The sequence below is a fragment of the Christiangramia sabulilitoris genome (genome assembly GCF_007050985.1).
Taxonomy (GTDB): domain Bacteria; phylum Bacteroidota; class Bacteroidia; order Flavobacteriales; family Flavobacteriaceae; genus Christiangramia; species Christiangramia sabulilitoris.
Genome location: NZ_VHSF01000003.1, coordinates 518,309 through 543,996, shown reverse-complemented (window position 1 = coordinate 543,996; position 25,688 = coordinate 518,309). Strand labels below are relative to the sequence as shown.

The window sequence follows — 25,688 nt, the reverse complement described above, 5'->3', positions numbered from 1 at the left end:
AAGTTTTAATTTGCATACATTTGTGCAAAACTTTTGGGAATGGTAAATGGGCTAATTATTATACCCACCTTTAATGAAATTGAAAATATTGAGCGCATAATTAGAAATGTGTTCTCTCAAAGACGCAAGTTTCATATACTGGTAGTAGATGATAATTCTCCCGACGGCACTGCAACCAGGGTTAGGACCCTGCAGGCAGAATTTCCTGAAAGGCTGTTCCTTGAAGAAAGACACGGTAAACAGGGACTGGGTACCGCCTATATTCATGGTTTTCGCTGGGCGCTAAAAAAGCAGTATGATTACATTTTTGAAATGGATGCTGATTTTTCGCATAATCCCAATGATCTTATCAGGTTATATAATACCTGCAAGAGGGACGGAGCAGACGTGGCTATAGGATCCCGCTATATCACCGGAGTGAATGTGATTAACTGGCCAATGAACAGGGTTTTAATGTCCTGGCTGGCCTCAAGATATGTCAGGTTTGTGACCGGCATGGATATACAGGATACCACTGCCGGATTTGTTTGTTATAAAAAGGAAGTGCTGCAAGCAATAGACCTCGATAGAATTCAGTTTATTGGATATGCATTCCAGATAGAGATGAAGTTCAAAGCTTATCTCCTTAATTATAAAATTGTGGAGGTCCCGGTTATCTTTACAGATAGGACCAGGGGTACTTCTAAAATGAGCGGTTCCATTATTTCGGAAGCCGTTTTTGGGGTAATTAAAATGAAGCTTAAAAGTCTGTTTAACAGGAAAAGGATCTAATGAAAAAGGTTTTAATAAAGAACGCTAAGATAGTTAACGAAGGAAAGATCGTAGATGGGGATGTATTTATTGAAGAAGGCATTATCGTCGAAATTGCTGAAAGTATCAGTGCAAAATCTCCAGATGTAAATATTTTTGATGCCGAAGGAACTTATCTGTTGCCTGGTCTTATAGATGACCAGGTACATTTCAGGGAACCTGGCCTCACCCACAAGGAATCTATAGAGACCGGCTCCAGGGCTGCTGTCGCAGGAGGTATTACCTCATTTATTGAGATGCCAAATACCCTTCCGCAAACTACAACTATAGAGGAGCTGGAGGAGAAATTCAGGATTGCTTCTGAAACTTCTTATGCCAATTACTCATTTATGTTTGGCGGTACTAACGACAACCTGAGTGAGATCGAAAAAATAGATCCTAAGAATGTCGCGGCCTTAAAATTATTTTTGGGCTCTTCTACGGGAAATATGCTGGTTGACGATGAAAAAGTTCTGGAGCAGATCTTTAAAAAATCTCCGGTATTGATCGCTGTTCATTGCGAAGATGAAGAAACCATCAGGAAAAATCTTCAGGAATGTATTGAAAGATACGGGGAAGATATCCCTATTGAATTGCACCCAAAAATAAGAAGCGAAGAGGCCTGTTATAAATCTTCTTCCAGAGCTGTTGCCCTGGCTAAAAAGACCGGCGCGAGATTACATGTTTTTCATGTTTCTACCGCCAAGGAATTAAGCCTTTTCAGTAATAAAAAACCTTTAAAGGATAAAAAGATCACTGCAGAGGTCTGTATACATCATCTTTGGTTCAATGATTCAGATTATCAGAAAAAGGGAACTTTAATAAAATGGAATCCTGCAGTTAAAACTAAGGCAGACCAGGAAGCCCTTCTGGATGCTCTTAATGATAACAGGCTTGATGTGCTGGCCACAGACCATGCGCCTCATACCAAGGAAGAAAAGAAAAATGTATATACCAAGGCGCCAAGTGGTGGTCCTTTAGTGCAACATGCCCTCCCGGCATTGTTACAAATGCACCACCAGGGAAAGATCACCCTGGAAAAGATTGTGGAAAAAGCCTGTCATAATCCAGCCATTCTTTTTGATGTGGATAAAAGAGGATTTATCAGGGAAGGGTATAAAGCAGATCTTGTTTTAGTAGACCTTAATTCTCCATGGGCGGTGCAGCCAGATAACATCTATTCAAAATGCCAGTGGTCCCCGTTTGAAGGAACAACCTTTAAATCCAGAATTACCCATACATTCGTAAATGGAAAGCTGGTTTACAAGAACTTCAAACATGCACCTTTTACTAAAAACGCCGAAAGATTAAGCTTTGATCGATAACCTGAACATTAAGATCTTGTTCGTACTTCTGCTGTTGTTTTCTGTATCCTGCCAGAACCTGGAAAAAACAGAAAGACCAGAAGACCTTATTCCTGAAGATCAAATGATAGATGTTTTGACCGAAATTGCGCTGCTTAATGCTGCGCGAAATTATAATAAGCAAAAACTCGAAAGCACCGGGATAGACCCTACCGGTTATGTTTTTGCAAAGTATAATATAGATAGCCTTCAATTTGAAAGAAGTAACGATTATTACGCAGAGCAATATTCAGATTACGAGCGTATATATGACAGTGTAAAAGTCCGGTTACAGGTTATTAAGACCAGGATGGATTCGTTAAGGGCTATCGAGGTAAAAATTGAAGATAGTATTAAGCTGGCCAGGAAAGATTCTTTGAGACGAGTGGATTCCCTGGGGCTTAGAATTATTGATTCTGTACCGGTAAAGACTTTAAAAGCTATCAATAAAGACAGCATAAGGCAGAAGAAAGATAGTCTTATTGTGCCTGCCGTAAAATTTGATGCTAGTATGAACCGGCAGGGTTAATGCTCTTTTCGGTAAATCTCGGCTGTGTCCCCTATCATCTTTTCAATGGGTTCAAAACTGAAATTTAATTCCTCTGTAAGCTTTTTGTTGCTGTATTGAGTTTCAGCATACAATCCGTTGATGGATTCGTAAGTGATCTCTCTCTTTAAACCAAACCAGCTTCCTATTTTTTGAAAGAACCAGCCCAGAGCGATCATCCATTTTTTTAATTTTTTCGCAGGTGCCGGTTTGTTCAGGTGCTTCGCGGTCATTTTGAATACCTCTTCAAAGCTGATATTTTCGGCTACCACGATATAATTTTTATTAACAATGGGAGATTCCATTAGTTGGATCATAGACTTCACCACATCATGAACTCCCACAAACCCGGAAATTTTCGGGAAATGATAGTTTAACCCCTGATCTATTTTTGAAAAGATCCTGCCACTGCCCGAATTCCAGAATCCTGGGCCCAGAATGATCCCGGGGTTGACAATCACAGTATCTATACCTTCCTGAGTGCCCCTCCAGGCTTCGATCTCAGCTCCGTATTTCGAAATGGCGTAATTGCTGTGATCTTCTTCAGGAATCCATTTAGCGGTTTCATCTACTACAGCTTTATTCAGAGGATTACCTATTGCCGCCACACTGCTCACATAACAAAGCTTTTTAATTTTGTTATGGATGCATTGATTTACAATATTGGCCGTACCCTCAATATTGATTTTGCGCAGTTTTTTTTCATCAGAGGGGTCAAAGGAAATCAACGCGGCACTGTGATAAACATATTCCACATTTTCGAAGGCCTTTTCCAAAGAGGGAATATCGTTAATATCTGCTCTTATCCATTCTATCTTTTTAAACAAACGGTCAGCTTCAGCAGTATTTCTGTAATAGCCGAAAACTTTCCTAACAGCCTGGGTATTGCTGGTGGATCTCGCAATAGCTCTAAGCTTTTCGTGTTTATGCGCCAGTTCAAATAGTAGATGTGCGCCAACTAAACCTGTACCTCCGGTTACCAGAATCATGGGGTAAATATAGCTAAACCACTTAGGAAAAATAAAGCTTTATGGTATCTTTACGCCTGTTTTTAAGAAGAGTAATTAATTAATACAAACTGAATTTGATCTTTGGAAAAGATTCAGTTCTTGCAGATCACAACTTAAAGTGATCTAAAACCGAAAGAAAATGATAAAGAATCTGGTAGAAGAACTACGTTGGCGGGGAATGATGCATGACAGCATGCCGGGAACCGAAGAACATTTAATTGAAAAAATGAGATCGGCCTATGTTGGTTTTGATCCCACCGCCGATTCATTACACATAGGTAATTTAGTACCCATCATGCTACTGGCTCATTTGCAGCGAAGCGGTCACAGACCTGTTGCGTTGGTGGGTGGAGCAACCGGAATGATTGGAGATCCCAGCGGAAAATCAAGTGAGAGAAATCTGTTAGATGAAGAAACCCTGAGACACAACCAGGAATGTGTAAAGTCCCAGTTGTCGCAATTTCTGGATTTTAAAAGCGGTAAAGAGAATGACGCGGTACTGGTTAACAACTATGACTGGATGAAGGAGATTAGTTTTCTTGATTTCATCAGGGACGTGGGTAAACATATCACCGTAAATTATATGATGGCTAAAGATTCTGTAAAAAACAGAATATCGGGTGAGGGAACAGAAGGAATGTCTTTTACAGAGTTCACTTACCAGTTGGTGCAGGGATATGATTTCTACCATTTATATGAAGAGATGCAGTGTACACTGCAAATGGGGGGGAGCGACCAGTGGGGAAATATTACCACCGGTACAGAATTGGTAAGAAGAAAAGCCGGGGGTAAAGCTTATGCCCTAACCTGTCCTTTGATCACTAAAAGTGACGGAAGTAAATTTGGAAAAAGTGAAGGTGGAAATATCTGGCTGGATGCAAAAAGGACTTCGCCTTACAAATTCTATCAGTACTGGTTGAATACGAGTGATGAGGATGCAGAAAAGTATATCAAGATCTTTACCTTCCTGGATAAGGCCGAAATAGATTCGATCATTGCCGAACATAAGGAAGCGCCTCATCAAAGAGCGCTGCAGAAAAGGCTGGCGAAAGAAGTAACCATTACTGTGCATAACGAAGAAGAATATGAAAATGCCGTAACTGCTTCTGAAGTTCTTTTTGGTAAGAGTACGGCAGATGATTTCAGAAAACTGAACGAGTCAACCTTCCTGGATGTATTCGATGGTGTGCCCCAGGCAGAGGTTTCCATGGGTGATATAGATACAGGACTGGACATGATTGGCGCACTAGCGGCTAAAACAGGATTTCTAAATTCTAACGGAGAGGCCCGTAGAGCTTTGAAAGAGAATTCTGTATCTGTGAATAAAGAAAAGGTAAAAGAAGATTATACCATTACTGAAAAGGATCTTATAAACGGGAAATATGTTATTCTGAATAAAGGCAAGAAAAATACCTACATTATTCGGGTAGTTTGAGTACTCTTCAAAATTTAGAGAACCGGGTTTATAAAAATTACGTAAATTAAGAAACCAGATCCTATTTTATGAGTCAGTCTAAAGCAGAGAATACCATTAGCTATGTAATAATCGTGGTTGCGATTTGTCTTATTGTATATATCGCTTTTTTCTCCCGAACCTGAATTCTTACCGAAAATTTTAACAGTTAGAAAAAAATACAAAAGCCTTCAGGAGAGATCCTGAAGGCTTTGCAACTAACTAACCAATCTAATATGAAAAATTTTCACTTAGCCACAGAATAAAGATGTTTGGGTGCCATCTTATCCTGCACTGAATAGGTCGAAAAACTTTCTTTTACTTTACAAACCCAAGTGATAATTTTATAATAATAATAGGTTGCAGCCTCTAATGTCGCTATTATCAAATCTTCCCAGAATTTCAATCCCGCTATTTTTTATTCTTCCAAGATCCTGAGTGGCAATAAATGAACAGGAATTTATGTTGGCCAGGTCAATAACATTTATTCCCCCGGTCTTTCCGCCTGGAATTAAGCTTAAGGCATCTTCAGGATCACGAATAAGTATTTTCATCCAGGGAGGACAATCGAATATACCATTTCCATTGGAGTAAGCCTGAGAAAGCAGCTCGGTCATCCCGTATTCGCTATGAATACGATCTACATTAAAACCCTTCTTCAAAACAGAATGCAATTCCTCTCTGATCATTTCCTTACGTCTGCCTTTCATTCCACCGGTTTCCATGACAATAGTATTTTTTAAATTAAATTGGTAGCTTTCCACCAGGTCTAACAAGGCAAAAGAGACTCCAATAAGAAAAACTTTTTCACCACTTTTATCCAGCGCTTCTAATTTTTCAGACAGTGCTCCAATATCATTAAGATAAAAGCCGCTTTCCTTATGGCTGGAAAGTTTAATAAGCGCATCTGCCATATAAATAAGTGAGGAGCCAGTGCGTTCCAGGTAAGATGGTAACAGCGCCAGGAATACAAATTTTTCAGGGTTACCGTAGAATTTTTCAAATGCTTTCAGGAAGCTTTTTTCGTATAGCTTTAGGCTGGTGACATAGTGTTTACTGGTATTTCCCCCGGTGGTTCCGCTGGACGTAAAAGTGATTTCTGGAGATGCATTGCCCGTGATTAGTTTTTTGCTCTTGAAGAACTCTATAGGTAAAAATGGAATATCCCGAATGGAATTTACGGCAGATGGTCTTTTCTTCAACAAACTGCAATACTGATTATAAACCCGGTTATTTTTAAACTGATGATTGAATACTTCTAAAGCCAGAGTTTCAAACTCATCTTCATTGGAGATATTAAAAATGTCATTTTCCAGCATTGGGCCAATTCAGAATTTTCTCAAAATTAAGCAATAAAAAAAGCCTCTGAAACAGAAGCTTTTTAAATCTATATCGTATGTATGTTATTTCACAACTAACTTTCTGGTAGCCTTCGCTCTGCCTTCCTGGATCTTTAAAATATAGATCCCGGGAGTCAAACCAGAAACATCCATCTCTCTCCCTCTTAATCTAGTTTTATGAACCGGTTTGCCTAGCACATTGTAGATCTCGATCACTTTATCCTGATTCTTATTTGAAGAAATATAAACTTTACCACCGGTAACCGGGTTAGGATAGATTGATAAACCTTCAATTGGGACTTCTGTTCGCGTAGGAACACGAGCAGATTCCTGAGCATTAGCCGGTAAGGCAATCATCAGGAAACAGAAAAGAAAAAAGGTAAATAGGTACTTTTGCTTCATTCTTTATAGTGGAGGTTTAAACAAACTTACAAATAAAAATTCAAAAATCTTGCCATTAAAATCATCTAAATATAAAAAAATAAAATAAAAAAAAGGGTTGCACGTTGCAACCCTTTTAAATTGGCTAATTATTGATATTCAAATTGTTATGAAACGGTATTTTATTTACATTACCCAGTTGAACATGTTGATATCTACCGTCGCTTCTGTATCATATGCCGCCGATAGATCGGCAATATTACCCTCTATGATTATGCCTGATAAGTCAGTTCTGTTTTCATCTGTGATATCTATGATGTTTTCATATCCACTCAGGGATAAACCTTCAATCACTGCTCCAGAAGTGGCTTTGAACTGTAATGCGGTTCCGCCGGTGGTAGATACAGCAGTGAAATTTATGATCCTGGGAGATGCATCTCTTTTATCTGCCTCTATTGCTGTAGAAAAGTTTTCTATGGTGTGACTCACATAAGTATTTTCGATGGTTCCGCTCCATCCTTCAGTCCAGTCTACGGCATCATCCTCGTTATTTTCCAGGTAAAGATTCTTTACAGAAACCGTTCCTCCAAAGAACTCAACCCCATCATCTGCACCGTTTATAATGGCAATGTTCTGGATGGTTGTTCCAGATCCAACCGCGTAAAGGGATAAACCATTGTACTGAGATTCAGAATTAATTGCGGCTCCTGCATCTTTCAGGATAAGGTAATTTATAGAACCTGAATTGTCGTCATCTGTAGTCCCACCATATAGGATACCACCAACTTCAGCAGTAGCATTCGTGCCGGCATCTGTAGAAGCTTTACCCGCGATCACCAGACCACCCCAGCTTCCGGCTTCACCAGAAGTTGAAGACATCACTACAGGCTTAGACTCGGTCCCGTTCACTTCGATCTTTCCTCCCTGCTGAACCACGATATAAATGTTTGTTGCATCGGTTTCACCATCACTTCTGGCAGTGATCTCTGTTCCTGCTGGAATAGTTAGTTTCGCACCGTCTGCGATAGAAACGGTACTGCTTAGTACATATTCATTGCTTGCATCCAGGGTAAGGTTGCTGTCAATGATTGTGGGTAAAACGCTCACCTGGCCTCTGTTGCTAATCCAGTCGAACAGGGATGCATCTACCGTAGGGTCACCGGAGTAATCTGCATTTAGATCTGCAACTGCACCATTAAGGATGATTCCCGAAAGATCTGTTCTCGATTCATCTGTAATCTCTACGGCAGTGTCATATCCAGAAAGTGAAAGTCCTGTGATCGTTGCTCCGGAAACAGACTTGAACTGAAGCGCCGTTCCGCCGGTAGTAGATACCGCGGTGAAATTTGTGATCTGTGGGTTTCCATTCTCCTTATCTGCCTCAATAGCCGTGGAGAAGTTTTCTATGGTATGAAGCACATAAACATTCTCTAAAGATCCGGTCCATTCTTCTGTCCAGTCTACCGCGTCGTCCTCGTTATTTTCGAGGTACAGGTTAGTGATAGAAACAGAACCTCCGAAGAATTCCACTCCGTCATCTGCTCCATTCACTAAAGCAACATTTCGTATAGAGGTTTCAGAACCTACCCCATAAAGAGATAATCCATTGAACTGAGACTCTGAGTTGATAGCTGCCCCGGCATCTGAAAGTAGCAGGTAATTGATAGACCCGGAATCGTCTGATGAATCCTGACCTCCATATCTAATTCCGCCTACTTCGGCAGTTGCATTCGCACCGGCTGCAGTGGGTGCATTACCGGCGATGATCAATCCACCCCAGGTTCCTGATTCTCCACTGGCAGAACGCATGATTACCGGAGATCCTGCAGTTCCCTGTATGTTAATCTGCGCTCCTTTTTGCACAACGATATATACATTGGTTGCTGAACTTTCATCTCTGTCTGTATCGGCGATGATCTCGGTACCTGCAGGTATGGTTAGTGTCGCTCCGCTTTCTATAGAAAGTACTCCGGTGAGGCTATATATTTCAGAGCCGTCCAGTGTCATATCTTCATTTACAGACCCGTTAAGTTCCAGGTCGATCCCGCTGGTTGGGGCGTCATCAATTGGGTCAATTTGCTCAATGATATTATCATTACTACAGGAGGTCGCTAGTAATGCTATAGAGATGGCAGCCATTGACATGATTTGTTTTGCGTTTTTCATAATCTTGATACTAATTTTCAAAAATGGTTGTGGTTATATTTAATTCTAATTGGTTAAAAAGAATAGCTTACTCCTAAGCTTAACACAGCTCCACGATCGTAAGATCTCACTGTTTGGTTCGTTTCGCCTGCATTTCCTGAAATTGGTCTGATCGCCTGGATTCTTTCGATCTCCGGATTTAGTAAATTCTGTCCTCTGAATTCAAGCTCCCAGTGATCATTTATTTCCTTAGACATTATAAGATCCAGGGTGACGAATCCTTTTTCGATGATCTCATCATTAAACTGAATGTCTATCTGGTCTAGTCTCTGGCTTTCAGGGTTACCTAATGCAAAGATCTTATCTGAAGCGTAGGCCCCAACCAGTGTTGCTGTAAAAGGATTTTCAGTTTCGGTGGATACATTTAAAGATGCGTTGAAGATCCAGTCTGATGCTCCCTGGAGTCCTATCTCATCTTTTCCGTTATAACGGAAGGTTCTGATAAAATCACCATTCTCGTTGTATACATCTTTAAGATCCTGTTTATGCCACATTCTGGTAACGTTACCGGTTACGGCCACATCTAATCCGGCTTGGTTCTCATTCTCGATGATATCCATTCTGGCTTCAAGTTCCAATCCATAGATATTTGCTTCGTGACCGGCGTTGAAGTAAGAGAAAACCGGGGCAGAACCTCTTTCTCTCGCTTTGTTGATAGGATCGTTGATATTCTTATAAAATCCGGTTAGGGAGATAAGTTCTCCGGAGCTTGGGAAGATCTCATATTTAAGGTCAAAATTGGTGTTGGTAGAAGCTTCCAGCTCTGGATTACCTCTGGTGATCAAACCAGTTTGTGATACATATTCAAATGGAGCGATCTCCTTGAATTCCGGTAAAGTAATAGTTCTACTCGCTGCCAGTCTAATATTCGAGTCTTCGTTTGGAGAAAACCTGAAATTGATGCTCGGGTAAATATTGTCGTATGATTTGTTTACAAAGTTTGGCAGGTTTGTAGGGTAGTTATTCACGTCGAAGATGACATTGAGATCATCTTTCTGAAATCTCGCACCTGCATTAAGGTTCCATTTTTCGTTTCCGTAGTTGAAGAATGCGAAACCAGATAAGGATTCCAGGCTTCCAAAATAAATATCCGGATCCAGAATATTAAGTTTAAGTCTTCTGTTATTAAAATTCTCTGTGGTAAAGATGTCCGTAAGATTGTCTATAGAAGATGGATTTACGGTATTGAAATTTCTTTCTTCAGCTCCAAAGAACCTGGAATAGAAATCCCTGTCCTTATTTCTGTAATTACCTCCAAATTTCACGAATGCCATCTTTCCATTTTCTTCATCCTGAATAAAGTTGTACCGGTCCTGGATGAATGCGTTGAACTCGCGATCGTCGATCCTTTGGGTAGATTTTCTTTGTTGAAAAGCTCCTGTCTCACCAAGTAGAATTGGTTCAGTTGGGTGAATGTTAACCTCGTTTCTAATTCGGTTTGGTTCATCTGCATCTACCATATTGTAACCTGCAGCCCATTCAATCTCGTTTTTGCCATCCAACATTTCATGAAAACCGTGCAATTGGTTTACCCAAAGTCTTGTTTGTTTGGTGTTCTGGTCGCGTACAAATTGATTGAAACCATCTCCCTGGTCGCTCTCTTCAAAAACAACACCTTCACCATTTCTACCACCTTCAAATACTTCATCGCTTACTTTATTGATGAATAAACTGGTAGCTTTGATCCTGTTGTTGTCGTTGATCTGGTAACCAAGATCTAAAAGGGCAGTATTGTTATCTGTCTTTTTATAATTGGTTGCATCTGTGAAACCGTCCTCAAAGTCATTATTTCGGTAATTAGCGAAGGTTCCCGTGTTATATTCAGAATCAACTGAATTGGATGCTGTAAAAAGCACTTCCAGATCTCCAAATTCCTTTCCTGCGGTTAGAGCATATCTTCTGTTAATTGGAAGAACCGCGTTCTGTGGATCCCAGCTCTGGTTGTTTAAAGAAAACTCGGTAGGTATGCTTTGATCGTAGAATCCAAAATATACATCCTGTTGATTAGGAGAAACTTTGAAATCACTGAATTGTCCCACTGCATTTGTGTTTACTCCAAATCTTACTCCCAGGTCCAGTTCACTGTTGCCTCTAAGTTCTCTGGAAGTAATGTCGATACTACCTGAAGCCTGGTCTGCAGAATTCTCTGCGGAATAGTTCTTACTAATAGAAATATTCTGGATAACTCTGGTAGGGAATAGCCCAAGATCAATGTTCTTGCGCTCCACATCGTCTGAAGGGATAGGAAGACCATTCATGGTGGTATACAAATATCTGTCACCAAGTCCTCTCACAAAAATATCGCCTGAAGCTTCACTGCTGGTAACCCCTGAAATTTTTGTGGTTGCTGTGGCTGCATCAGAAACTCCCAATTTGGCTAATTCCTGGGCCCCGATGCTTTCCTTGATATTTACTGAATTCTTTTGTTCTATAAGAAGAGCTACTTCAGAATCTCTTCTGGAAACAGTAGTGATCAAAACCTCATCCAGAGAGGCTGCACTGGAGCCAAGCTCTGTATTTACTTCGGTTACTTTTCCTGCCTGTACAACCACATCTGGTATTTCCAGGGTCTCGTAACCCACGAAACTGAAAACTACTGTGTAGGTTCCCGGTTCCAGTTTATCCAGTAGGTATATACCGTCATAATCTGAGGTTGTTCCTTTAGAAGAGTTTTTTAATAACACGTTGGCGAAAGGAAGGGGCTCGCCATTCATCTCCTTATCAGAAAGTTTACCGCCAATGGCTCCAGATTTATTTTCCTGAGCCTGCATTATGGTTGCTAATAATAGTAGGGATGCTAATAAGATTCGTTTCATTTCTTTTGCTGTAATATCTCGGTGCAAATAAACAATGAAGCGTCTTCAAGCGTGTTACCTCAGAATTAATCTTTGTTGAACAAAGAGTTAGTTTAATGTTACTAATAGGTTAACCGGTCTATAGTTTAAATTATTGGTTAATTTTATGGTCTCAAAACCAACTCAAGCAATCAAGATGAAGAAAAAAGACATTCAGATTTTACTGGTAGACGATGAGCCCGATATCCTTGAAATCGTAGGTTATAATCTGTCTTCTGAAGGTTATAAGGTAATTACTGCAAATAATGGAGCAGAAGGAGTAAAGCTTGCTAAAAAACATACTCCCCACCTTATTATACTGGATGTTATGATGCCTGAAATGGATGGGATCGAAGCCTGTGAACAAATAAGAAAGATACCAGACCTCGAAGGGACGATCATAACCTTTTTAACCGCCAGGGGAGAGGACTATTCTCAAATGGCTGGATTTGATGCCGGTGCAGACGATTATATTACCAAACCTATAAAGCCCAAGGTGTTGCTGAGCAAGGTTAAGGCACTATTAAGGCGCTACCGGGAAGAAGACACCGTCTCAATGGCAGTAGAACTTGGAGATATCATTATAAACCGCGAGGAATATAAAATAATTCAGCAAGGAGAAGAGATGGCTTTGCCCAGAAAGGAATTTGAGCTGCTCTCTCTGTTGGCTTCAAAACCGGGCAAGGTTTTTACCAGGGAAGATATCCTGAATACCGTTTGGGGAAATGATATTGTTGTAGGCGGAAGAACCATAGATGTTCACATTAGAAAACTAAGGGAGAAGATCGGCGATAAAAAAATCAAAACCATAAAAGGTGTAGGTTATAAGTTTGTAGTTTAATGCCACAAAAATTTAAACGATCATACAGGTTTGCTCTTAGAACTGCTCTTTATATAAGTGTTTTTCTCACCCTTTTGCTGGCTGTTTTTATATTACTTGATTTCGATTCCCCCTGGGGTTACCTGCTCATCTTTGCAATTTTCTGCTACCTGTTTACCTTTTTTATTATTCAGTACAGAGTAGAACGCTTTATCTACCGAAGGATCAAAAAAGTGTATGATAATGTATCGCTATTAGATTCCACTACTTTAAGGCCTAACCAGATCACTACAGATATGTCCAGCCTTACCCGCGAGGTAAAGAAATTTGCCGAGGACAAAAAACTGGAAATTGAAACTTTAAAAGTACGGGAGGAATACAGAAAAGAATTCATGGGAAATGTATCCCATGAGCTCAAGACTCCGTTATTTACGGTACAGGGATATATACTCACCCTGTTGGACGGAGCACATAAGGATAAAGCCATTCGAAAAAAATACCTTGCCCGGGCAAATAAAGGAGTAGAAAGACTTATTTATATAGTAAAAGATCTTGATATGATCACCAAACTGGAAACCGGCGATCTGCATTTGCGATATGAAACTTTTGATATTGTTGATCTTATACATGCCTCATTTGATCTGCTGGAAATGAAAGCAGCCAAAAAAGAGATCACCCTCACTTTTGACCTGGAATATGAGGAACCTATTTATGTAAGGGCAGACCGGGAAAGGATCCAGCAGGTTTTAACCAATCTTATAGTGAATTCCATAAAGTATGGCAAGCGCGGGGGTACCACCGAAATAAGTATAGAAAACCTTATAAAAAATAAGGTTATCATCAGGGTGACAGATAACGGTGAGGGTATAGCAAAGGAAAATATTCCAAGGTTATTTGAGCGTTTCTACAGGGTAGATAAAAGTGGTTCAAGAAAAGAAGGTGGTTCTGGCCTGGGATTATCTATTGTTAAACATATCCTGGAGGCACATGAGGAAAAGATATATGTAGAAAGCGTTTTCGGGGTAGGAAGTGAATTCTCATTTACCCTGGAAAAAAGCAAGGCGATCCCTGAGGACAGGGTTATTCCCGAAATTACTTAATCCCTTATAGTTTTCAACTTCTTTTAATTTTGAAATCCTGAAATCTTTCTGATCACAACAGGGCGTAATTCCATTATTTTTCAGTCTTTCTGCCAGGTATTCCTGTTCCTCCTGCCCGGGTGTGGGAATAAAAAAAGCTTTTTTTTCCAGTTTAGATAAATCCATGACCGTGGTATATCCCGATCTGGCAATAATGATCTCACTTTGGTTAATATAACTCTCCAATTCTTTCCCATAGGAATAATTAAGAATGCTGAGGTTGGGATTGTTACTGCAAATTTCCTCTTCGGAAAAGACCCCGCGTATAAAGAGAGTTTTCGATTCTGTATTCTTAAACTCTTTTGAAAGCAACTTTTCAAGTATACCGCGTTGAGGTTCTGGACCGCTTAATAATACCAGGTAATTATAAGTTATCGTCATTTCTTTCTTCTTAAACCTGCTCAGGACACCAAGGTATTTGATGTTTTCAGATTCTTTATTTACGTGGCCCAGTTTGCCACTAAGATTGGGTTCATTCTCCACATCTGGTACCCAGCACTGGTCGAATTTTTTGATATATTGTTGCTGAATATAGCTGCTAAGAAAAGTAGTGTTGCCACTTAACACATTTAACTGGTGCGTTATAAAAACATTTTTATTCAGCAATTCACTTCTTACTCCCCAGCGATTATCAGATATTATTCCGGTTAGCTGATGCTTTTCAACAAGGTTTTGAGTAAGATCATATTCAGCTTTAATAGTCCTTAGAATATGGGGTGTATTCAGCAACAATTTCCATTTGAGCAGAGAACCTTGTTTGGTATAAGTAATATTATATGGAGGAAGTTCTTCGAAGAGTAATCCGGGAAATTCTTTTTTTAAAAGCAGAAATGCTGCCCCATCTGAAGCGATAATGACCTGGTATTTCAGCGATATAAGCTCCCGTATGATGGGAATGCAACGGGTAGCGTGGCCAAGGCCCCAGTTAAGAACACCTACCAGAATCCTCTTATTTTTCATATTACATATATATTATACCGGCAGGTGATTGAATTTCTTTAATTTTGCCAAAATATTAAAATTTAGTGGGAAGTAAGAACAAACTCAAGCGCTTTAGGGAAAACGAGAAATTCGAAAATGTAATTCAGCCCTCAAGGGAAGAACTAACAGATGGTTCCTTTAAGTTAAAGGCTAACTGGAGCAGAGACTTTTTTAAGAATGACAATCCAATAGTTCTGGAACTGGGATGTGGTAAGGGCGAGTACACCGTGGAACTGGCACGACAAAATCCCGGTAAGAACTTTATAGGAATAGATATTAAGGGGGCCAGGTTCTGGCGTGGCGCAAAGACAGCTATTGAAGAGGGGCTGGAGAATGTTGCGTTTGTGAGAACACAAATAGAGCTGATTGAGTATGTTTTTGCAGGCAGTGAGGTTAGTGAGATCTGGATCACGTTCCCCGATCCTCAGATAAAATATAAACGTACCAAGCACAGGTTGACCAATAAAGAATTCCTGCAGAGGTATAAGCACATTTTAAAAGAAGACGGGTTAATGCATCTCAAAACCGATTCTGAGTTCATGCATGGTTATACTTTAGGCTTGTTGCATGGTGAAGGACACGAGGTGCTATATGCTCACCACGATATTTATAAAAATGAATATTCTCCAAAGGAAGTAACAGGTATACAGACTTTCTATGAAAAACAGTATCTTGAAAAAGGAAAACCTATCACATATATTCAGTTCAAGATAAAATAAGGCGTATTGGAAGAAACTAAAATTTTCCTCATTACATATTTCGCGGCTTTCATTGGGGTATTACCCCCGGGGCTGGTAAATATGACCGTCGCCAAGACCTGTGTTGAAAAAGGAAAAAAGAGTGGTTTATATGTTGCCCTGGGTGCCGGAATTGTAATTCTCATCCAGGCATTTATTGCCGTTTTACTGGCTAAATATATTTTTGATCATCCTTTCGTTAGAAGAATGATCCTGCGTGCTGGCCTAGTGGTCTTCTGTATCCTGGCAGTGTACTTCTTCATTAAAGCGAGACATAAAAAAGGAGTGAATGAAAACAGGCAAAAAGCGAAGGCTCAAAGTTTGTTCAAGGGAATGCTTATCTCGGCGCTTAATGTATTTCCTATTCCGTATTTCGTAGCAATTGCCGGTGCTATGGACCTTAGCGGAGGCATTGAATATGAAATATCATTAATTATATCTTTCTCTGCCGCAGCCTGTCTGGGTAGCTTTACCTCTCTTTACCTGTATGTGGAACTATTTGACAAGATTGAAAAGAAAGCGGAATCTTTTGCCAAATATTCAAACTATTTTATGGCGGGGCTCATGTTGGTGCTGATCATTGTAGCCCTGTTCAGAATTTTTAATACCTGAAATTGAGCGATAATTCCGGATTTTTTGAAAGAGTTTATGAGGTCTGCCGAAAGATTCCTGAAGGTAGGGTAACTTCTTATGGGGCCATTGCAAAATATCTTGGAGCGGCCAGAAGCTCAAGAATGGTTGGCTGGGCCATGAACTCATCCCATAATCTCGAGGATATTCCTGCTCACCGGGTGGTGAATCGAAACGGTGTACTTACCGGGAAGCATCATTTTGGAGGTACTAATGCCATGCAGCAATTACTGGAGGCAGAAGGAGTGAAAGTACGCGAGCTTCAGATTATAGAATTTGAGAAGCATTTCTGGGATCCTATGAAAGAACTTTCCTGAGATATACCGCACTAATCGGCTATAATTTTCTACTATCCTTCCATAAATCTAATATTGTTTAATTCTTCGTATTCTTAGCTTTTCCGACTATATTTGCATTTAGAATCAGTCTACATAAGCTTAAGAATCTGATTAAAATTCATATATGAAATTAGACAGAAAAGAGATTTTAAAAGCCCTGGAAACCATATCCGTAGCAGGCGAAGGAAACAATATGGTAGAAAGCGGTGCAGTGCAGAATGTAATGACCTTTGGTGATGAGGTAGTTGTAGATCTTGTCCTTGCTACACCGGCTCTTCATATCAAGAAAAGAGCAGAGGTGGATGTAATGAAAGTTATTCATGAAAAGGTTTACGAAAAAGCTAAGGTTAAAGTAAATATAAAAGTAGAGGCTCCTGAGAAGAAACCGGAGATCAAGGGTAAAGCGATCCCGGGAATTAAAAATATCGTGGCGGTTGCTTCTGGTAAGGGAGGTGTTGGAAAATCTACGGTTACTGCAAATATCGCAGTGACCCTTGCCAAAATGGGCTTTAAGGTCGGGATTCTGGATGCAGATATTTATGGACCTTCTGCACCAATCATGTTCGATGTGGAAGCTGAAAGACCACTTTCGGTTAACGTGGATGGAAAGTCTAAAATGAAACCGGTTGAAAATTATGGTGTGAAGATTCTTTCTATTGGATTTTTTACCAAACCTAATCAGGCGGTGGTTTGGAGAGGCCCTATGGCCGCCAAAGCGCTTAATCAAATGATTTTTGATGCAGCCTGGGGGGAACTGGATTTTATGCTTCTGGATTTGCCTCCGGGAACAGGTGATATTCACCTTTCAATTATGCAATCTCTTCCAATTACCGGAGCTGTGATTGTAAGTACTCCGCAAAATGTTGCCCTGGCAGATGCCAAGAAAGGGGTGGCGATGTTCCAGCAGGAAAGTATCAACGTACCTGTATTAGGGATCGTAGAGAATATGGCTTACTTTACTCCAGATGAACTGCCTGAAAATAAGTATTATATTTTTGGTCAGGAAGGAGCTAAAAATCTTGCTGAAGACCTGAAAGTGCCATTTTTAGGAGAAATTCCGTTGGTGCAAAGTCTAAGAGAATCTGGTGATATAGGAAGACCTGCAGCTTTGCAAACTGCGACTCCTTTGGAAGCTGCATTCGAAGAGATCACCCGGAATATGGTACAGGAAACCGTAAACAGAAATAAACAGTTGCCTCCAACTGAAGCCATTAAGATAACGACGATGGCTGGTTGCAGTGCTGTTAATAAGAAATAGATGACAAGCGAAGAAGTTAAAATTAATGTTGAAAAGGCATTGGCCGAGATACGTCCATTTCTTGAAAGTGATGGGGGGAATATATCTTTAGTTTCCATAGAAGATGACCGTCTGGTTAAGGTGCAGTTGGAAGGAGCATGCGTTGGTTGTTCTGTAAATCAAATGACCCTTAAGAGTGGTGTTGAAATGACCATCAAGAAATACGTGCCTCAAATAGAACAGGTAGTAAATATTGAAAGATAGCGTTCACTGCCTTTTAATTGAACTCAAACATGATTAAAACCGATATACTTATCATTGGCGCTGGTCCTACGGGGCTTTTTGCCGTTTTTGAAGCCGGATTATTAAAATTAAAATGTCATCTTATAGATGCCCTGCCGCAACCCGGTGGGCAATGCTCAGAGATATATCCTAAAAAACCTATTTATGATATTCCTGGTTTTCCGGAAGTTTTGGCCGGAGACCTGGTGGATAACCTAATGGAGCAGATCAAGCCTTTTGAGCCGGGGTTTACCCTGGGAGAAAGAGCTGAAACTATAGATAAACAGGACGATGGAAGTTTTATTGTTACTACCAGTAAGGGGACCAGGCATCACGCTCCGGTAGTGGTGATCGCCGGTGGGCTTGGCAGTTTCGAGCCTAGAAAACCACCTATTCCTTCCATAAGAGATTATGAGGATAAAGGTGTGGCCTACATTATCCGCGATCCTGAAGTTTACCGCGATAAGAAAGTGGTGATCGCAGGTGGGGGAGATTCTGCTCTGGACTGGAGTATTTTCCTTGCAGATGTGGCTTCAGAAGTTTCCCTGGTTCACAGGAGAAAAGACTTCCGCGGAGCTTTGGATTCTGTTGAAAAAGTGGAGGAATTATCGAAGATAGGGAAGATCAATTTAATTACAGATGCTGAGGTGGTAGACCTTAAAGGAGAGGATCATTTGGATTCTGTGCTTATCCGTCACCGGGATAAAGCGATTGGTGAGGAACTAAAGGAAACAGACCATTTTATTCCGTTATTCGGACTTTCACCCAAGTTAGGTCCAATAGCAAATTGGGGACTCGAAATCGAAAAGAATGCCATTAAAGTTGATAATGCTTATGATTATCAAACCAATATTCCCGGGATCTACGCTATTGGAGATGTAAATACCTATAAGGGGAAATTGAAACTTATTCTTTGTGGATTCCATGAAGCAGCTATCATGTGCCAGAGCGCATATCAACGCATAAACCCGGATAAAAAATATGTGATGAAGTATACCACGGTAAGTGGGGTTAGCGGTTTTGACGGTAGCAAGAAAGAGGCGAAAAAAGAAGTTGTAAAGAGTATAAATTAGAATTTTCGTCATCCTGTCCCGATGCTTCGGGAGTTTCAGGATCTTATGAGAAGCTGATTCGGGTTCAGCTTGACGAATAAAAAGGATATTAAAAGAATGTCTGACATTAAGATCACCATAATAGACCGCGAGGGAGAAGCTCACCGGGTAGATGCTCCAACAGATATGAATATGAACCTGATGGAAGTGATCCGGTCTTATGAACTGGCACCAGAAGGGACCATTGGTATTTGCGGAGGTATGGCTATGTGTGCTTCCTGCCAGTGCTATATTTTAAATTTTGAGCATATGCTTCCCGAAAGGAGCTATGAGGAAGAAGATATGCTGGACCAGGCATTTTTCGTAGAAGATAATAGCAGGCTTAGTTGCCAGATCCCGATTACATCAGGTCTGGATGGATTGGAAGTAAAGATCGCTCCGGTTTCTGAATAATTCCTTTTCAAGTTTTGCGATTCAAAAGAAGTGCGGTGAATGGGAAATTTCTTTAGAAATTAAATTCGGTCAGGGCTTTCACGCTGTAGATAGCATCATGATAACCAGCTAATAATTCGATAAAATAAAAAAACCTGAACTTTTGAGTTCAGGTTTTTTTATTATTAATCATTCGGAATAAAACCGGGTATCTTTTAGCTAGGCATATTCAAGTTTAGCTTTTTGAATTTCTGCTTCAATACCATCCCATAGTATTAATCTGCTTTTCAGAGATTTCTCTGCTGTAACTTTTACTTCCTGCCATTTTCTTTCATCATTGCCGCAAAGATCTGCCACCATTTTAAAGGCCATGGGGCCGTGTTCATCACCGTCAAGCTCTATATGCCGGTCAAAATAGTATTTAAAAAGGCTTAGATCCTCTTTAGGGAAGTTCTTCTGTACTTTTTCTATAATGGAGGAGAACATGTCTGGAATAAGTCCTTCCCGCCCAAAAGTAAAGGCTGAAGCGATCTTGTGAGGCTCCCTGCTATACACTACCTCAAAAGTGTGTTTAAGGAATTGCTTGATACTAACGGGTAACTTACTGGTCGCAATGATCAGGAAAATATCGGTACCATGAGTGACCTGCATCAAAAGTTCTTCTACTTTCTTTCTGTTAGCTCCCGCGGCATCCATCGCGTCCAGGTACATTTCAAAATGACTTTGTCTTTTACCGTGTATGTTGATATCGGTTTCTTCAGCAAGAACGATTTCATTTATGAGGTATCGTATTTCGGGATCTCCTACCGGTAACCATGGATTGGTGGTTTTGGTAAGGATCTCCTGTAGGGAGGTAAGTAAAGACATAAAATCCCAAACGGCATATACGTGATGCTCCATGAATATCTGAAGCTGCTCAGGGGAATCTATTTTTTGATATAATGAATGATTTATTAACTGGTTGGTTAGAGGTTTTAAACTTTCGTTTATCTCTTTGATCATATTCGTTGCAAATTTATTGCAAAGGTAAAATCTGAACTGCTATTTAGAAAATCTTAAACCGTTTTTATAGCTTGTTTAACGCAGTAGGTCAGGCTTTTGAGTTAAATTAAATATATGGCCTTGAGGATTATCAATATTATAAATGTGATCGTATTCTATTCAGATAAGTCAAAAGATTATTTGATGATAGAAGGTATTTCTCCAAAAAAGCCAAAACCTCTAAAGAAAGAATGCTGCGATAAATATAAAAAGGGCAAGCGTTGTAAGCGTTGCCCTTGTTTTGATCTATTATAATCTAACAGTTTTCTTCGCAGACTTCCTTCAATTTCTGAAGTGCCTTAGGCCAGGTTTTTTCGAAGTACTTTATCCAGTCATCTTCAGTGTCCATTTCAACCTTTAAAATGGTGGAGTCATTTTTCTCTTCCAGATAATAATTCTCATATAGTTCAGCCTCGAAAGGAGTCTCCTCGCCTTTATCAAGCATTCCCAGGTGTTTTATACTAATTAATTTTCCCGCTTCAATTTTTTCAACCAGGCTGTACATTCCTGCTTTTTCTCCATCTTCATTCTCACCGAGAAATAAGATCCTGCTGCCTTCTTCCCAGGTACCTTCATACTGCGAAGTCGGGTTAAATTCTGCAGTCCATTCCCGGTAATGCTCTTTATCCAGCATTAGGGAGAATACTTTATCCCTTGGGCAGTTGATCTCTATCTGATAGCTGATTTTTTGCATAGCGGTAGATATTAAAAAGCTGCATGCCCTGTGATATCCAGTCCCGTTATCAATAAATGAATATCATGTGTTCCTTCATAAGTGATCACACTTTCCAGGTTCATCATGTGCCTCATGATGCTGTATTCGCCGGTAATTCCCATTCCGCCTAAAACCTGCCTTGCTTCCCTGGCTATCTTAATGGCCATCTCCACGTTGTTTCTTTTTGCCATAGAGATCTGGGCAGAGGTCGCTTTCCCTTCATTTCTTAAAGTTCCCAGTCTCCAGGCCATAAGCTGCGCTTTGGTGATTTCTGTAAGCATCTCGGCCAGTTTCTTTTGCTGAAGTTGTTTTGCCGCGATAGGCACCCCGAATTGTTCTCTTTCCTTGGCATATCTAAGGGCAGTATCATAACAATCCATAGCTGCACCTATTGCGCCCCAGGCGATCCCGTATCTCGCAGAATCCAGGCATCCCAGTGGGGCTCCTAAACCGGATTTATTGGGCATCAGGTTTTCTTTTGGCACCTTGACATTGTCGAAGATCAATTCTCCGGTGGCACTGGCCCGTAAAGACCATTTATTATGGGTTTCAGGAGTAGTAAAGCCTTCCATCCCACGCTCTACGATCAATCCATGAATACGACCTTCTTCGTTTTTTGCCCATACAATAGCGATATCAGCGAAAGGAGAATTAGAGATCCACATTTTTGCACCATTCAGCAGATAATGATCACCTTTATCTTTAAAATTGGTGGTCATTCCACCGGGGTTTGAACCATGATCTGGTTCGGTTAATCCAAAGCATCCTATCATTTCTCCGGAAGCCAGCTTTGGAAGAAATTTCTTCTTTTGCTCTTCTGTGCCGTATTTAAAAATTGGATACATTACCAGTGAAGACTGCACTGATGCGGTAGAGCGGATGCCGCTGTCTCCGCGTTCTATCTCCTGCATGATCAGTCCGTAAGAGATCTGGTCCAGGCCTGCCCCGCCGTACTCTTCAGGAATATATGGGCCAAAAGCGCCAATTTCGGCGAGACCGTTTATTAGTTGTTTTGGAAATTTAGCTTCCTGAGCAGCCTGCTCTATTATAGGGGATACTTCGCGCTTAACGAACTCTCGTGTGGCATCGCGTACCATTTTATGTTCATCGGTCAAAAGCTCGTCAAGATTATAATAATCAGGAGCCTGAAAAAGATCTGGTTTCATTTTGTGTAGTGTTTCCAACAAATGTAACCAAGTCTTTATTGAGAAGCAATCTTTTATTTTTTAACCTGTGAGGTTTCTATAACCTCACAGGTTTTTTAAAATGAATTTTACCTCCTCCATGATTTGTAGATATTTAGCATCTTATCTTCAACCAATTATTATTGGTCCTTCATTTCTTTTGCTCGTCCAAAAGAAACGAAGCAAAGAAAAAGACGCCTTTTTCAAGGAATTTTTTGGCTTAGGCCAAAAATCGTATATAAATTTCCGCGGCAGCCCGATTGAAAAAATCGGTCTACCTGTATTTCGAAAATTTATATACCTATTCTTCGAAAAAGGGATAAGGAATACACAGGGAAATTATAACTTCAGGTAGAAATCTTCAACCAGAGCCTTGAATTCCTCGGTATAATTATGTCTCGAAATCTCTAAAATGAGTTCATCTATTTCCGGGTCTTTATTTTCAAAAGTGAAACTGATAAGACTTCTTTTTACCAGAGAAGATTCTGTGCCTTTTACCCTGGTGATTTGGACAGGAAAAAGCTTATGATCTTTGGCAATTTTAAGAGACTTTTGTTCTTCTGTGAACGGGATGATAAGATCAAAATGGCCTTTATCAGAAAGCAGTAGGGAAGCTCCTTCTATGAGTTCTTCTAACGGAAGAGCATCTGAAAACCTGGCCTGGTCACGATTTTCGTTTCCAGATTTATAATCTTCAGAGTAAAATGGCGGGTTGGATATGATAAGATCATATTTCTCCTCGTCCTGCATTTCTTTAACAAATTCATCGAAACCTGCGTGGTAACAGAACAAGCGGTCACCCCAGTCGCTTTTTTCGAAGTTATCTACCGCCTGCTCGTAGGCATTCTCTTCAATTTCAAGCGCATCGATAAGTCCGGCCTCAGATCTTTGGGCCAGCATCAGGGCGATTAATCCGGTTCCCGTACCAATATCCAGGATACTATCGGGTTGGTGTTGCAAAGAAGTCCAGGCTCCAAGAAGCACACCATCTGTACCTATCTTCATAGCACAACGGTCCTGGTCTATACTGAATTGTTTGAATTTGAAAGGTTTTTGTGACATTTGATAAAGGTAAAAATTTATTGATTTTGTCATTCCGACGCCAGGAGGAATCTCTGGTTTTAAGAGATTACGATGAAAAGATTCTTCACTTCGCTACGCTTTGTTCTGAATGACAATTCACTTCGCTGCGCTGCGTTCTGAATGACAAAAGACTTCGCTGCGCTTCGTTCTGAATGACAGCTGAGATTAAAACAAAAAAAAGAGGTTTTAAATGAATAAAACCTCTTTTGATGAATTATGTTAATCAGGATTTATCCTAAAGCAACTCTTTCAAATCCAACAACTTCAAGTTCGCTGTCTACAGACTTAACGTATTCAGCAACACTTTGCTTGTTTTCTTTGATGTATGCCTGGTGTACCAAAGTATTATCCTTGAAAAAACGCTGAAGTTTACCCTGAGCGATCTTATCAAGCATATTTTCTGGCTTACCTTCCTGTCTTAAAGTATCTTTAGCGATCTCGATCTCTTTATCGATAGTTTCCTGGTCTACTCCGCTTTCATCTAAAGCAACCGGGTTCATCGCTGCAGCCTGCATAGAAACGTTTTTCGCAGCTTCTTCAGCTCCGTCTACGTTCTTAGAAAGACCGGTTAGAACTGCGATCTTGTTACCAGCGTGGATGTAAGATCCTACGAATGGAGCCTCAAGAGTTTTGAAAGCACCTATCTCGATCTTTTCACCAATAACACCTGTTTGCTCAGTAAGTTTTTCTTCAACAGTGATCCCGTTGTATTCTGCTTTTAAAAGCTCTTCTTTAGAAGAATAATTTAGAGCAAGATCAGCGAAATCATTAGCTAGTTTGATGAAATCATCATTCTTAGCCACGAAATCTGTCTCACAGTTAAGTGAAATGATCACACCTTTAGTATTGTCTGAATTTACATTAGCTATAGCAGCTCCTTCAGAAGAATCTCTGTCGGCTCTCTTAGCAGCAACTTTCTGACCTTTCTTACGAAGCAATTCGATTGCCTGATCAAAATCACCATCAGCTTCAACTAATGCCTTCTTGCAGTCCATCATTCCTGCACCAGTAGCTTTTCTTAATTTATTTACTTCAGCGGCGGTTATCTTAGCCATAATATTGTCTTTTATTTAAAAAAGTCGTTTAGAAACTCACTGTAAAGAAAGAAACTAAACGACTTTTAGATTTTATGAAAACGTTATTTTATTCTTCTTCGTTAGACGATTTAGCTTTCTCTAAAGTTTCAGATTTAGATTCAAGCTTCACATCTTTCTTAGCTTCTTTCATTGCTTTTTTGTCCTCAGCATCATTCGAAGGAACTTCAGCTTTCTCCTTTTTTACTTTTGGAGCCTTTTCTTCTGAACCTTCTTCTTTTGAAGACTTTTCTTCTTTCTTCTTAGATGGCTTATCTGATTTTCTCTCAGAAAGACCTTCTACGATAGCATCTGCAACATAAGAAACAACTTTGCTAATAGATTTAGAAGCATCGTCGTTAGATGGAATTAGATAGTCAACCTCACGTGGGTCTGAGTTGGTATCTACCATCGCAAAAATTGGAATGTTTAGTTTTTGTGCTTCTTTGATCGCGATGTGCTCACGTGTAGTATCTACAACGAAAAGCGCAGCAGGAAGTCTTGACATGTCTGAGATAGAACCTAAGTTCTTCTCCAGCTTAGCTCTAAGACGGTCAACCTGAAGACGCTCTTTTTTAGAAAGAGAGTTAAAAGTTCCGTCTTTCTTCATTCTGTCGATAGAAGCCATTTTCTTAACAGCTTTACGAATAGTAACGAAGTTGGTAAGCATACCACCAGGCCAACGCTCAGTGATATAAGGCATATTCGCCTTTTCAGCCTGTTCAGCAACGATCTCTTTCGCTTGTTTCTTGGTAGCTACGAACAGGATCTTTCTTCCGCTTGCTGCGATCTTGGCAAGGGCTTCACCAGCCTCCTGCATTTTAGCAGCACTCTTATATAAGTTGATGATGTGGATACCATTACGCTCCATATAGATATATGGGGCCATGTTTGGGTTCCAACGTCTGGTTAAGTGTCCAAAATGAACACCAGCATCAAGTAATTCTTTTACTTCTACTTTGTTTGCCATTTTTGTAATAGTTTACGTTCTGTTGAGATAGCAACATTCAGGTGGCTACATTTAAGTACGGCCCTGACTGTT

General features: G+C 40.2%; 25 protein-coding genes. 13 read left to right on the top strand and 12 right to left on the bottom strand.

Annotation, left to right across the window (positions count from 1 at the left end; genetic code table 11):
- The first annotated feature begins 39 nt into the window (after positions 1-39).
- From FGM01_RS12560 to FGM01_RS12550, 3 genes are read left to right on the top strand one after another with little or no spacing between them, the layout of a single operon-like run.
- Complete coding sequence (locus FGM01_RS12560) at positions 40-771, top strand: polyprenol monophosphomannose synthase (RefSeq protein ID WP_143411513.1); 732 nt, start codon at positions 40-42, stop codon at positions 769-771.
- Positions 771-2,114 carry a dihydroorotase gene (locus tag FGM01_RS12555; RefSeq protein WP_143411512.1) on the top strand — a complete coding sequence of 448 codons (1,344 nt, stop codon included), beginning with the start codon at positions 771-773 and terminating at the stop codon, positions 2,112-2,114. The genes FGM01_RS12560 and FGM01_RS12555 overlap by 1 nt, the downstream gene beginning before the upstream one ends.
- Positions 2,104-2,661, top strand: a complete 558-nt coding sequence (locus tag FGM01_RS12550; protein ID WP_143411511.1) for a DUF4296 domain-containing protein — start codon at positions 2,104-2,106, stop codon at positions 2,659-2,661. Before FGM01_RS12555 ends, FGM01_RS12550 begins: the two co-directional genes overlap by 11 nt.
- Here FGM01_RS12550 and FGM01_RS12545 read toward each other — a convergent pair.
- Positions 2,658-3,668 (bottom strand): NAD-dependent epimerase/dehydratase family protein, encoded by a 1,011-nt coding sequence (locus tag FGM01_RS12545; RefSeq protein WP_143411510.1) that lies wholly within the window; start codon positions 3,666-3,668, stop codon positions 2,658-2,660. The two genes, FGM01_RS12550 and FGM01_RS12545, sit on opposite strands and share 4 nt — an antisense overlap.
- A 160-nt stretch (positions 3,669-3,828) precedes the next feature.
- On the opposite strand from FGM01_RS12545, the gene tyrS reads away from it, so the two are divergent.
- Complete coding sequence (gene tyrS / locus FGM01_RS12540) at positions 3,829-5,124, top strand: tyrosine--tRNA ligase (RefSeq protein WP_208012730.1); 1,296 nt, start codon at positions 3,829-3,831, stop codon at positions 5,122-5,124.
- 362 nt (positions 5,125-5,486) lie between these two features.
- On the opposite strand, the gene FGM01_RS12535 is transcribed toward tyrS, so the two are convergent.
- From FGM01_RS12535 to FGM01_RS12520, 4 genes are all read right to left on the bottom strand, one after another.
- Positions 5,487-6,461 carry a LuxE/PaaK family acyltransferase gene (locus tag FGM01_RS12535; RefSeq protein ID WP_143411509.1) on the bottom strand — a complete coding sequence of 325 codons (975 nt, stop codon included), beginning with the start codon at positions 6,459-6,461 and terminating at the stop codon, positions 5,487-5,489.
- A gap of 84 nt (positions 6,462-6,545) precedes the next feature.
- Positions 6,546-6,884, bottom strand: coding sequence for a T9SS type A sorting domain-containing protein (locus FGM01_RS12530; protein ID WP_143411508.1), 339 nt, complete (start codon positions 6,882-6,884; stop codon positions 6,546-6,548).
- 165 nt (positions 6,885-7,049) lie between these two features.
- Positions 7,050-9,029, bottom strand: a complete 1,980-nt coding sequence (locus FGM01_RS12525) for an autotransporter outer membrane beta-barrel domain-containing protein (protein ID WP_143411507.1) — start codon at positions 9,027-9,029, stop codon at positions 7,050-7,052.
- Positions 9,030-9,082: 53 nt separating this feature from the next.
- Positions 9,083-11,884 carry a TonB-dependent receptor gene (locus tag FGM01_RS12520; RefSeq protein ID WP_143411506.1) on the bottom strand — a complete coding sequence of 934 codons (2,802 nt, stop codon included), beginning with the start codon at positions 11,882-11,884 and terminating at the stop codon, positions 9,083-9,085.
- Positions 11,885-12,059: 175 nt separating this feature from the next.
- Here FGM01_RS12520 and FGM01_RS12515 point away from each other — a divergent pair, with 175 nt between their 5' ends.
- Together FGM01_RS12515 and FGM01_RS12510 are read left to right on the top strand one after the other, a co-directional pair.
- A complete protein-coding gene (locus FGM01_RS12515) occupies positions 12,060-12,743 on the top strand; it encodes a response regulator transcription factor (RefSeq protein ID WP_143411505.1) in 684 nt (227 codons plus the stop codon).
- Complete coding sequence (locus FGM01_RS12510) at positions 12,743-13,822, top strand: sensor histidine kinase (RefSeq protein WP_143411504.1); 1,080 nt, start codon at positions 12,743-12,745, stop codon at positions 13,820-13,822. Before FGM01_RS12515 ends, FGM01_RS12510 begins: the two co-directional genes overlap by 1 nt.
- On the opposite strand, the gene FGM01_RS12505 is transcribed toward FGM01_RS12510, so the two are convergent.
- Entirely contained in the window at positions 13,760-14,821 is a 1,062-nt protein-coding gene (locus FGM01_RS12505) for a glycosyltransferase (RefSeq protein WP_143411503.1), read from the bottom strand. The genes FGM01_RS12510 and FGM01_RS12505 overlap by 63 nt on opposite strands.
- Positions 14,822-14,886: 65 nt before the next feature.
- Between FGM01_RS12505 and trmB the strand changes: the two genes are divergently transcribed.
- The 7 genes from trmB to FGM01_RS12470 all read left to right on the top strand — a co-directional run bounded on the left by trmB (position 14,887) and on the right by FGM01_RS12470 (position 19,571).
- Complete coding sequence (gene trmB / locus FGM01_RS12500; protein ID WP_143411502.1) at positions 14,887-15,561, top strand: tRNA (guanosine(46)-N7)-methyltransferase TrmB; 675 nt, start codon at positions 14,887-14,889, stop codon at positions 15,559-15,561.
- 6 nt (positions 15,562-15,567) lie between these two features.
- Positions 15,568-16,191 carry a LysE family translocator gene (locus tag FGM01_RS12495; RefSeq protein ID WP_143411501.1) on the top strand — a complete coding sequence of 208 codons (624 nt, stop codon included), beginning with the start codon at positions 15,568-15,570 and terminating at the stop codon, positions 16,189-16,191.
- A gap of 2 nt (positions 16,192-16,193) precedes the next feature.
- Positions 16,194-16,526, top strand: a complete 333-nt coding sequence (locus FGM01_RS12490) for an MGMT family protein (protein ID WP_143411500.1) — start codon at positions 16,194-16,196, stop codon at positions 16,524-16,526.
- Between the two features lie 145 nt (positions 16,527-16,671).
- Positions 16,672-17,805, top strand: a complete 1,134-nt coding sequence (locus tag FGM01_RS12485; RefSeq protein WP_143411499.1) for an Mrp/NBP35 family ATP-binding protein — start codon at positions 16,672-16,674, stop codon at positions 17,803-17,805.
- Complete coding sequence (locus FGM01_RS12480) at positions 17,806-18,048, top strand: NifU family protein (protein WP_143411498.1); 243 nt, start codon at positions 17,806-17,808, stop codon at positions 18,046-18,048.
- 29 nt (positions 18,049-18,077) lie between these two features.
- Entirely contained in the window at positions 18,078-19,139 is a 1,062-nt protein-coding gene (locus FGM01_RS12475; RefSeq protein ID WP_143411497.1) for an NAD(P)/FAD-dependent oxidoreductase, read from the top strand.
- A gap of 96 nt (positions 19,140-19,235) precedes the next feature.
- Complete coding sequence (locus tag FGM01_RS12470; RefSeq protein ID WP_143411496.1) at positions 19,236-19,571, top strand: 2Fe-2S iron-sulfur cluster-binding protein; 336 nt, start codon at positions 19,236-19,238, stop codon at positions 19,569-19,571.
- A gap of 198 nt (positions 19,572-19,769) precedes the next feature.
- Here FGM01_RS12470 and FGM01_RS12465 read toward each other — a convergent pair whose 3' ends face one another.
- The 6 genes from FGM01_RS12465 to rpsB all read right to left on the bottom strand — a co-directional run bounded on the left by FGM01_RS12465 (position 19,770) and on the right by rpsB (position 25,616).
- The gene (locus tag FGM01_RS12465; protein WP_143411495.1) at positions 19,770-20,552 is read right to left on the bottom strand and encodes a DUF3050 domain-containing protein; all 783 of its coding nucleotides are present in this window, start codon (positions 20,550-20,552) and stop codon (positions 19,770-19,772) included.
- A gap of 295 nt (positions 20,553-20,847) precedes the next feature.
- Positions 20,848-21,285 carry an SRPBCC family protein gene (locus tag FGM01_RS12455; RefSeq protein ID WP_143411493.1) on the bottom strand — a complete coding sequence of 146 codons (438 nt, stop codon included), beginning with the start codon at positions 21,283-21,285 and terminating at the stop codon, positions 20,848-20,850.
- Between the two features lie 11 nt (positions 21,286-21,296).
- A complete protein-coding gene (locus FGM01_RS12450; RefSeq protein ID WP_143411492.1) occupies positions 21,297-22,472 on the bottom strand; it encodes an acyl-CoA dehydrogenase family protein in 1,176 nt (391 codons plus the stop codon).
- Positions 22,473-22,829: 357 nt separating this feature from the next.
- Complete coding sequence (locus FGM01_RS12445; protein ID WP_143411491.1) at positions 22,830-23,552, bottom strand: tRNA1(Val) (adenine(37)-N6)-methyltransferase; 723 nt, start codon at positions 23,550-23,552, stop codon at positions 22,830-22,832.
- Between the two features lie 251 nt (positions 23,553-23,803).
- Positions 23,804-24,628: a translation elongation factor Ts gene (gene tsf / locus FGM01_RS12440; protein ID WP_143411490.1), complete on the bottom strand. Its 825-nt coding sequence runs from the start codon at positions 24,626-24,628 to the stop codon at positions 23,804-23,806.
- 88 nt (positions 24,629-24,716) lie between these two features.
- On the bottom strand, positions 24,717-25,616 hold the full coding sequence (rpsB, locus tag FGM01_RS12435) for a 30S ribosomal protein S2 (protein ID WP_143411489.1): 900 nt from the start codon (positions 25,614-25,616) through the stop codon (positions 24,717-24,719).
- Between the last annotated feature and the right edge of the window lie 72 nt (positions 25,617-25,688).

What these genes read in the sequence shown, in the direction of transcription:
- FGM01_RS12560 (WP_143411513.1), top strand. Translation starts at nt 40, where the DNA reads ATGGTAAATGGGCTAATTATTATACCCACCTTTAATGAAATTGAAAAT.
- FGM01_RS12555 (WP_143411512.1), top strand. Translation starts at nt 771, where the DNA reads ATGAAAAAGGTTTTAATAAAGAACGCTAAGATAGTTAACGAAGGAAAG.
- FGM01_RS12545 (WP_143411510.1), bottom strand. Translation starts at nt 3,668, where the DNA reads ATGATTCTGGTAACCGGAGGTACAGGTTTAGTTGGCGCACATCTACTA.
- tyrS (WP_208012730.1), top strand. Translation starts at nt 3,829, where the DNA reads ATGATAAAGAATCTGGTAGAAGAACTACGTTGGCGGGGAATGATGCAT.
- FGM01_RS12535 (WP_143411509.1), bottom strand. Translation starts at nt 6,461, where the DNA reads ATGCTGGAAAATGACATTTTTAATATCTCCAATGAAGATGAGTTTGAA.
- FGM01_RS12530 (WP_143411508.1), bottom strand. Translation starts at nt 6,884, where the DNA reads ATGAAGCAAAAGTACCTATTTACCTTTTTTCTTTTCTGTTTCCTGATG.
- FGM01_RS12525 (WP_143411507.1), bottom strand. Translation starts at nt 9,029, where the DNA reads ATGAAAAACGCAAAACAAATCATGTCAATGGCTGCCATCTCTATAGCA.
- FGM01_RS12520 (WP_143411506.1), bottom strand. Translation starts at nt 11,884, where the DNA reads ATGAAACGAATCTTATTAGCATCCCTACTATTATTAGCAACCATAATG.
- FGM01_RS12515 (WP_143411505.1), top strand. Translation starts at nt 12,060, where the DNA reads ATGAAGAAAAAAGACATTCAGATTTTACTGGTAGACGATGAGCCCGAT.
- FGM01_RS12510 (WP_143411504.1), top strand. Translation starts at nt 12,743, where the DNA reads ATGCCACAAAAATTTAAACGATCATACAGGTTTGCTCTTAGAACTGCT.
- FGM01_RS12505 (WP_143411503.1), bottom strand. Translation starts at nt 14,821, where the DNA reads ATGAAAAATAAGAGGATTCTGGTAGGTGTTCTTAACTGGGGCCTTGGC.
- FGM01_RS12485 (WP_143411499.1), top strand. Translation starts at nt 16,672, where the DNA reads ATGAAATTAGACAGAAAAGAGATTTTAAAAGCCCTGGAAACCATATCC.
- FGM01_RS12480 (WP_143411498.1), top strand. Translation starts at nt 17,806, where the DNA reads ATGACAAGCGAAGAAGTTAAAATTAATGTTGAAAAGGCATTGGCCGAG.
- FGM01_RS12475 (WP_143411497.1), top strand. Translation starts at nt 18,078, where the DNA reads ATGATTAAAACCGATATACTTATCATTGGCGCTGGTCCTACGGGGCTT.
- FGM01_RS12470 (WP_143411496.1), top strand. Translation starts at nt 19,236, where the DNA reads ATGTCTGACATTAAGATCACCATAATAGACCGCGAGGGAGAAGCTCAC.
- FGM01_RS12465 (WP_143411495.1), bottom strand. Translation starts at nt 20,552, where the DNA reads ATGATCAAAGAGATAAACGAAAGTTTAAAACCTCTAACCAACCAGTTA.
- FGM01_RS12455 (WP_143411493.1), bottom strand. Translation starts at nt 21,285, where the DNA reads ATGCAAAAAATCAGCTATCAGATAGAGATCAACTGCCCAAGGGATAAA.
- FGM01_RS12450 (WP_143411492.1), bottom strand. Translation starts at nt 22,472, where the DNA reads ATGAAACCAGATCTTTTTCAGGCTCCTGATTATTATAATCTTGACGAG.
- FGM01_RS12445 (WP_143411491.1), bottom strand. Translation starts at nt 23,552, where the DNA reads ATGTCACAAAAACCTTTCAAATTCAAACAATTCAGTATAGACCAGGAC.
- tsf (WP_143411490.1), bottom strand. Translation starts at nt 24,628, where the DNA reads ATGGCTAAGATAACCGCCGCTGAAGTAAATAAATTAAGAAAAGCTACT.
- rpsB (WP_143411489.1), bottom strand. Translation starts at nt 25,616, where the DNA reads ATGGCAAACAAAGTAGAAGTAAAAGAATTACTTGATGCTGGTGTTCAT.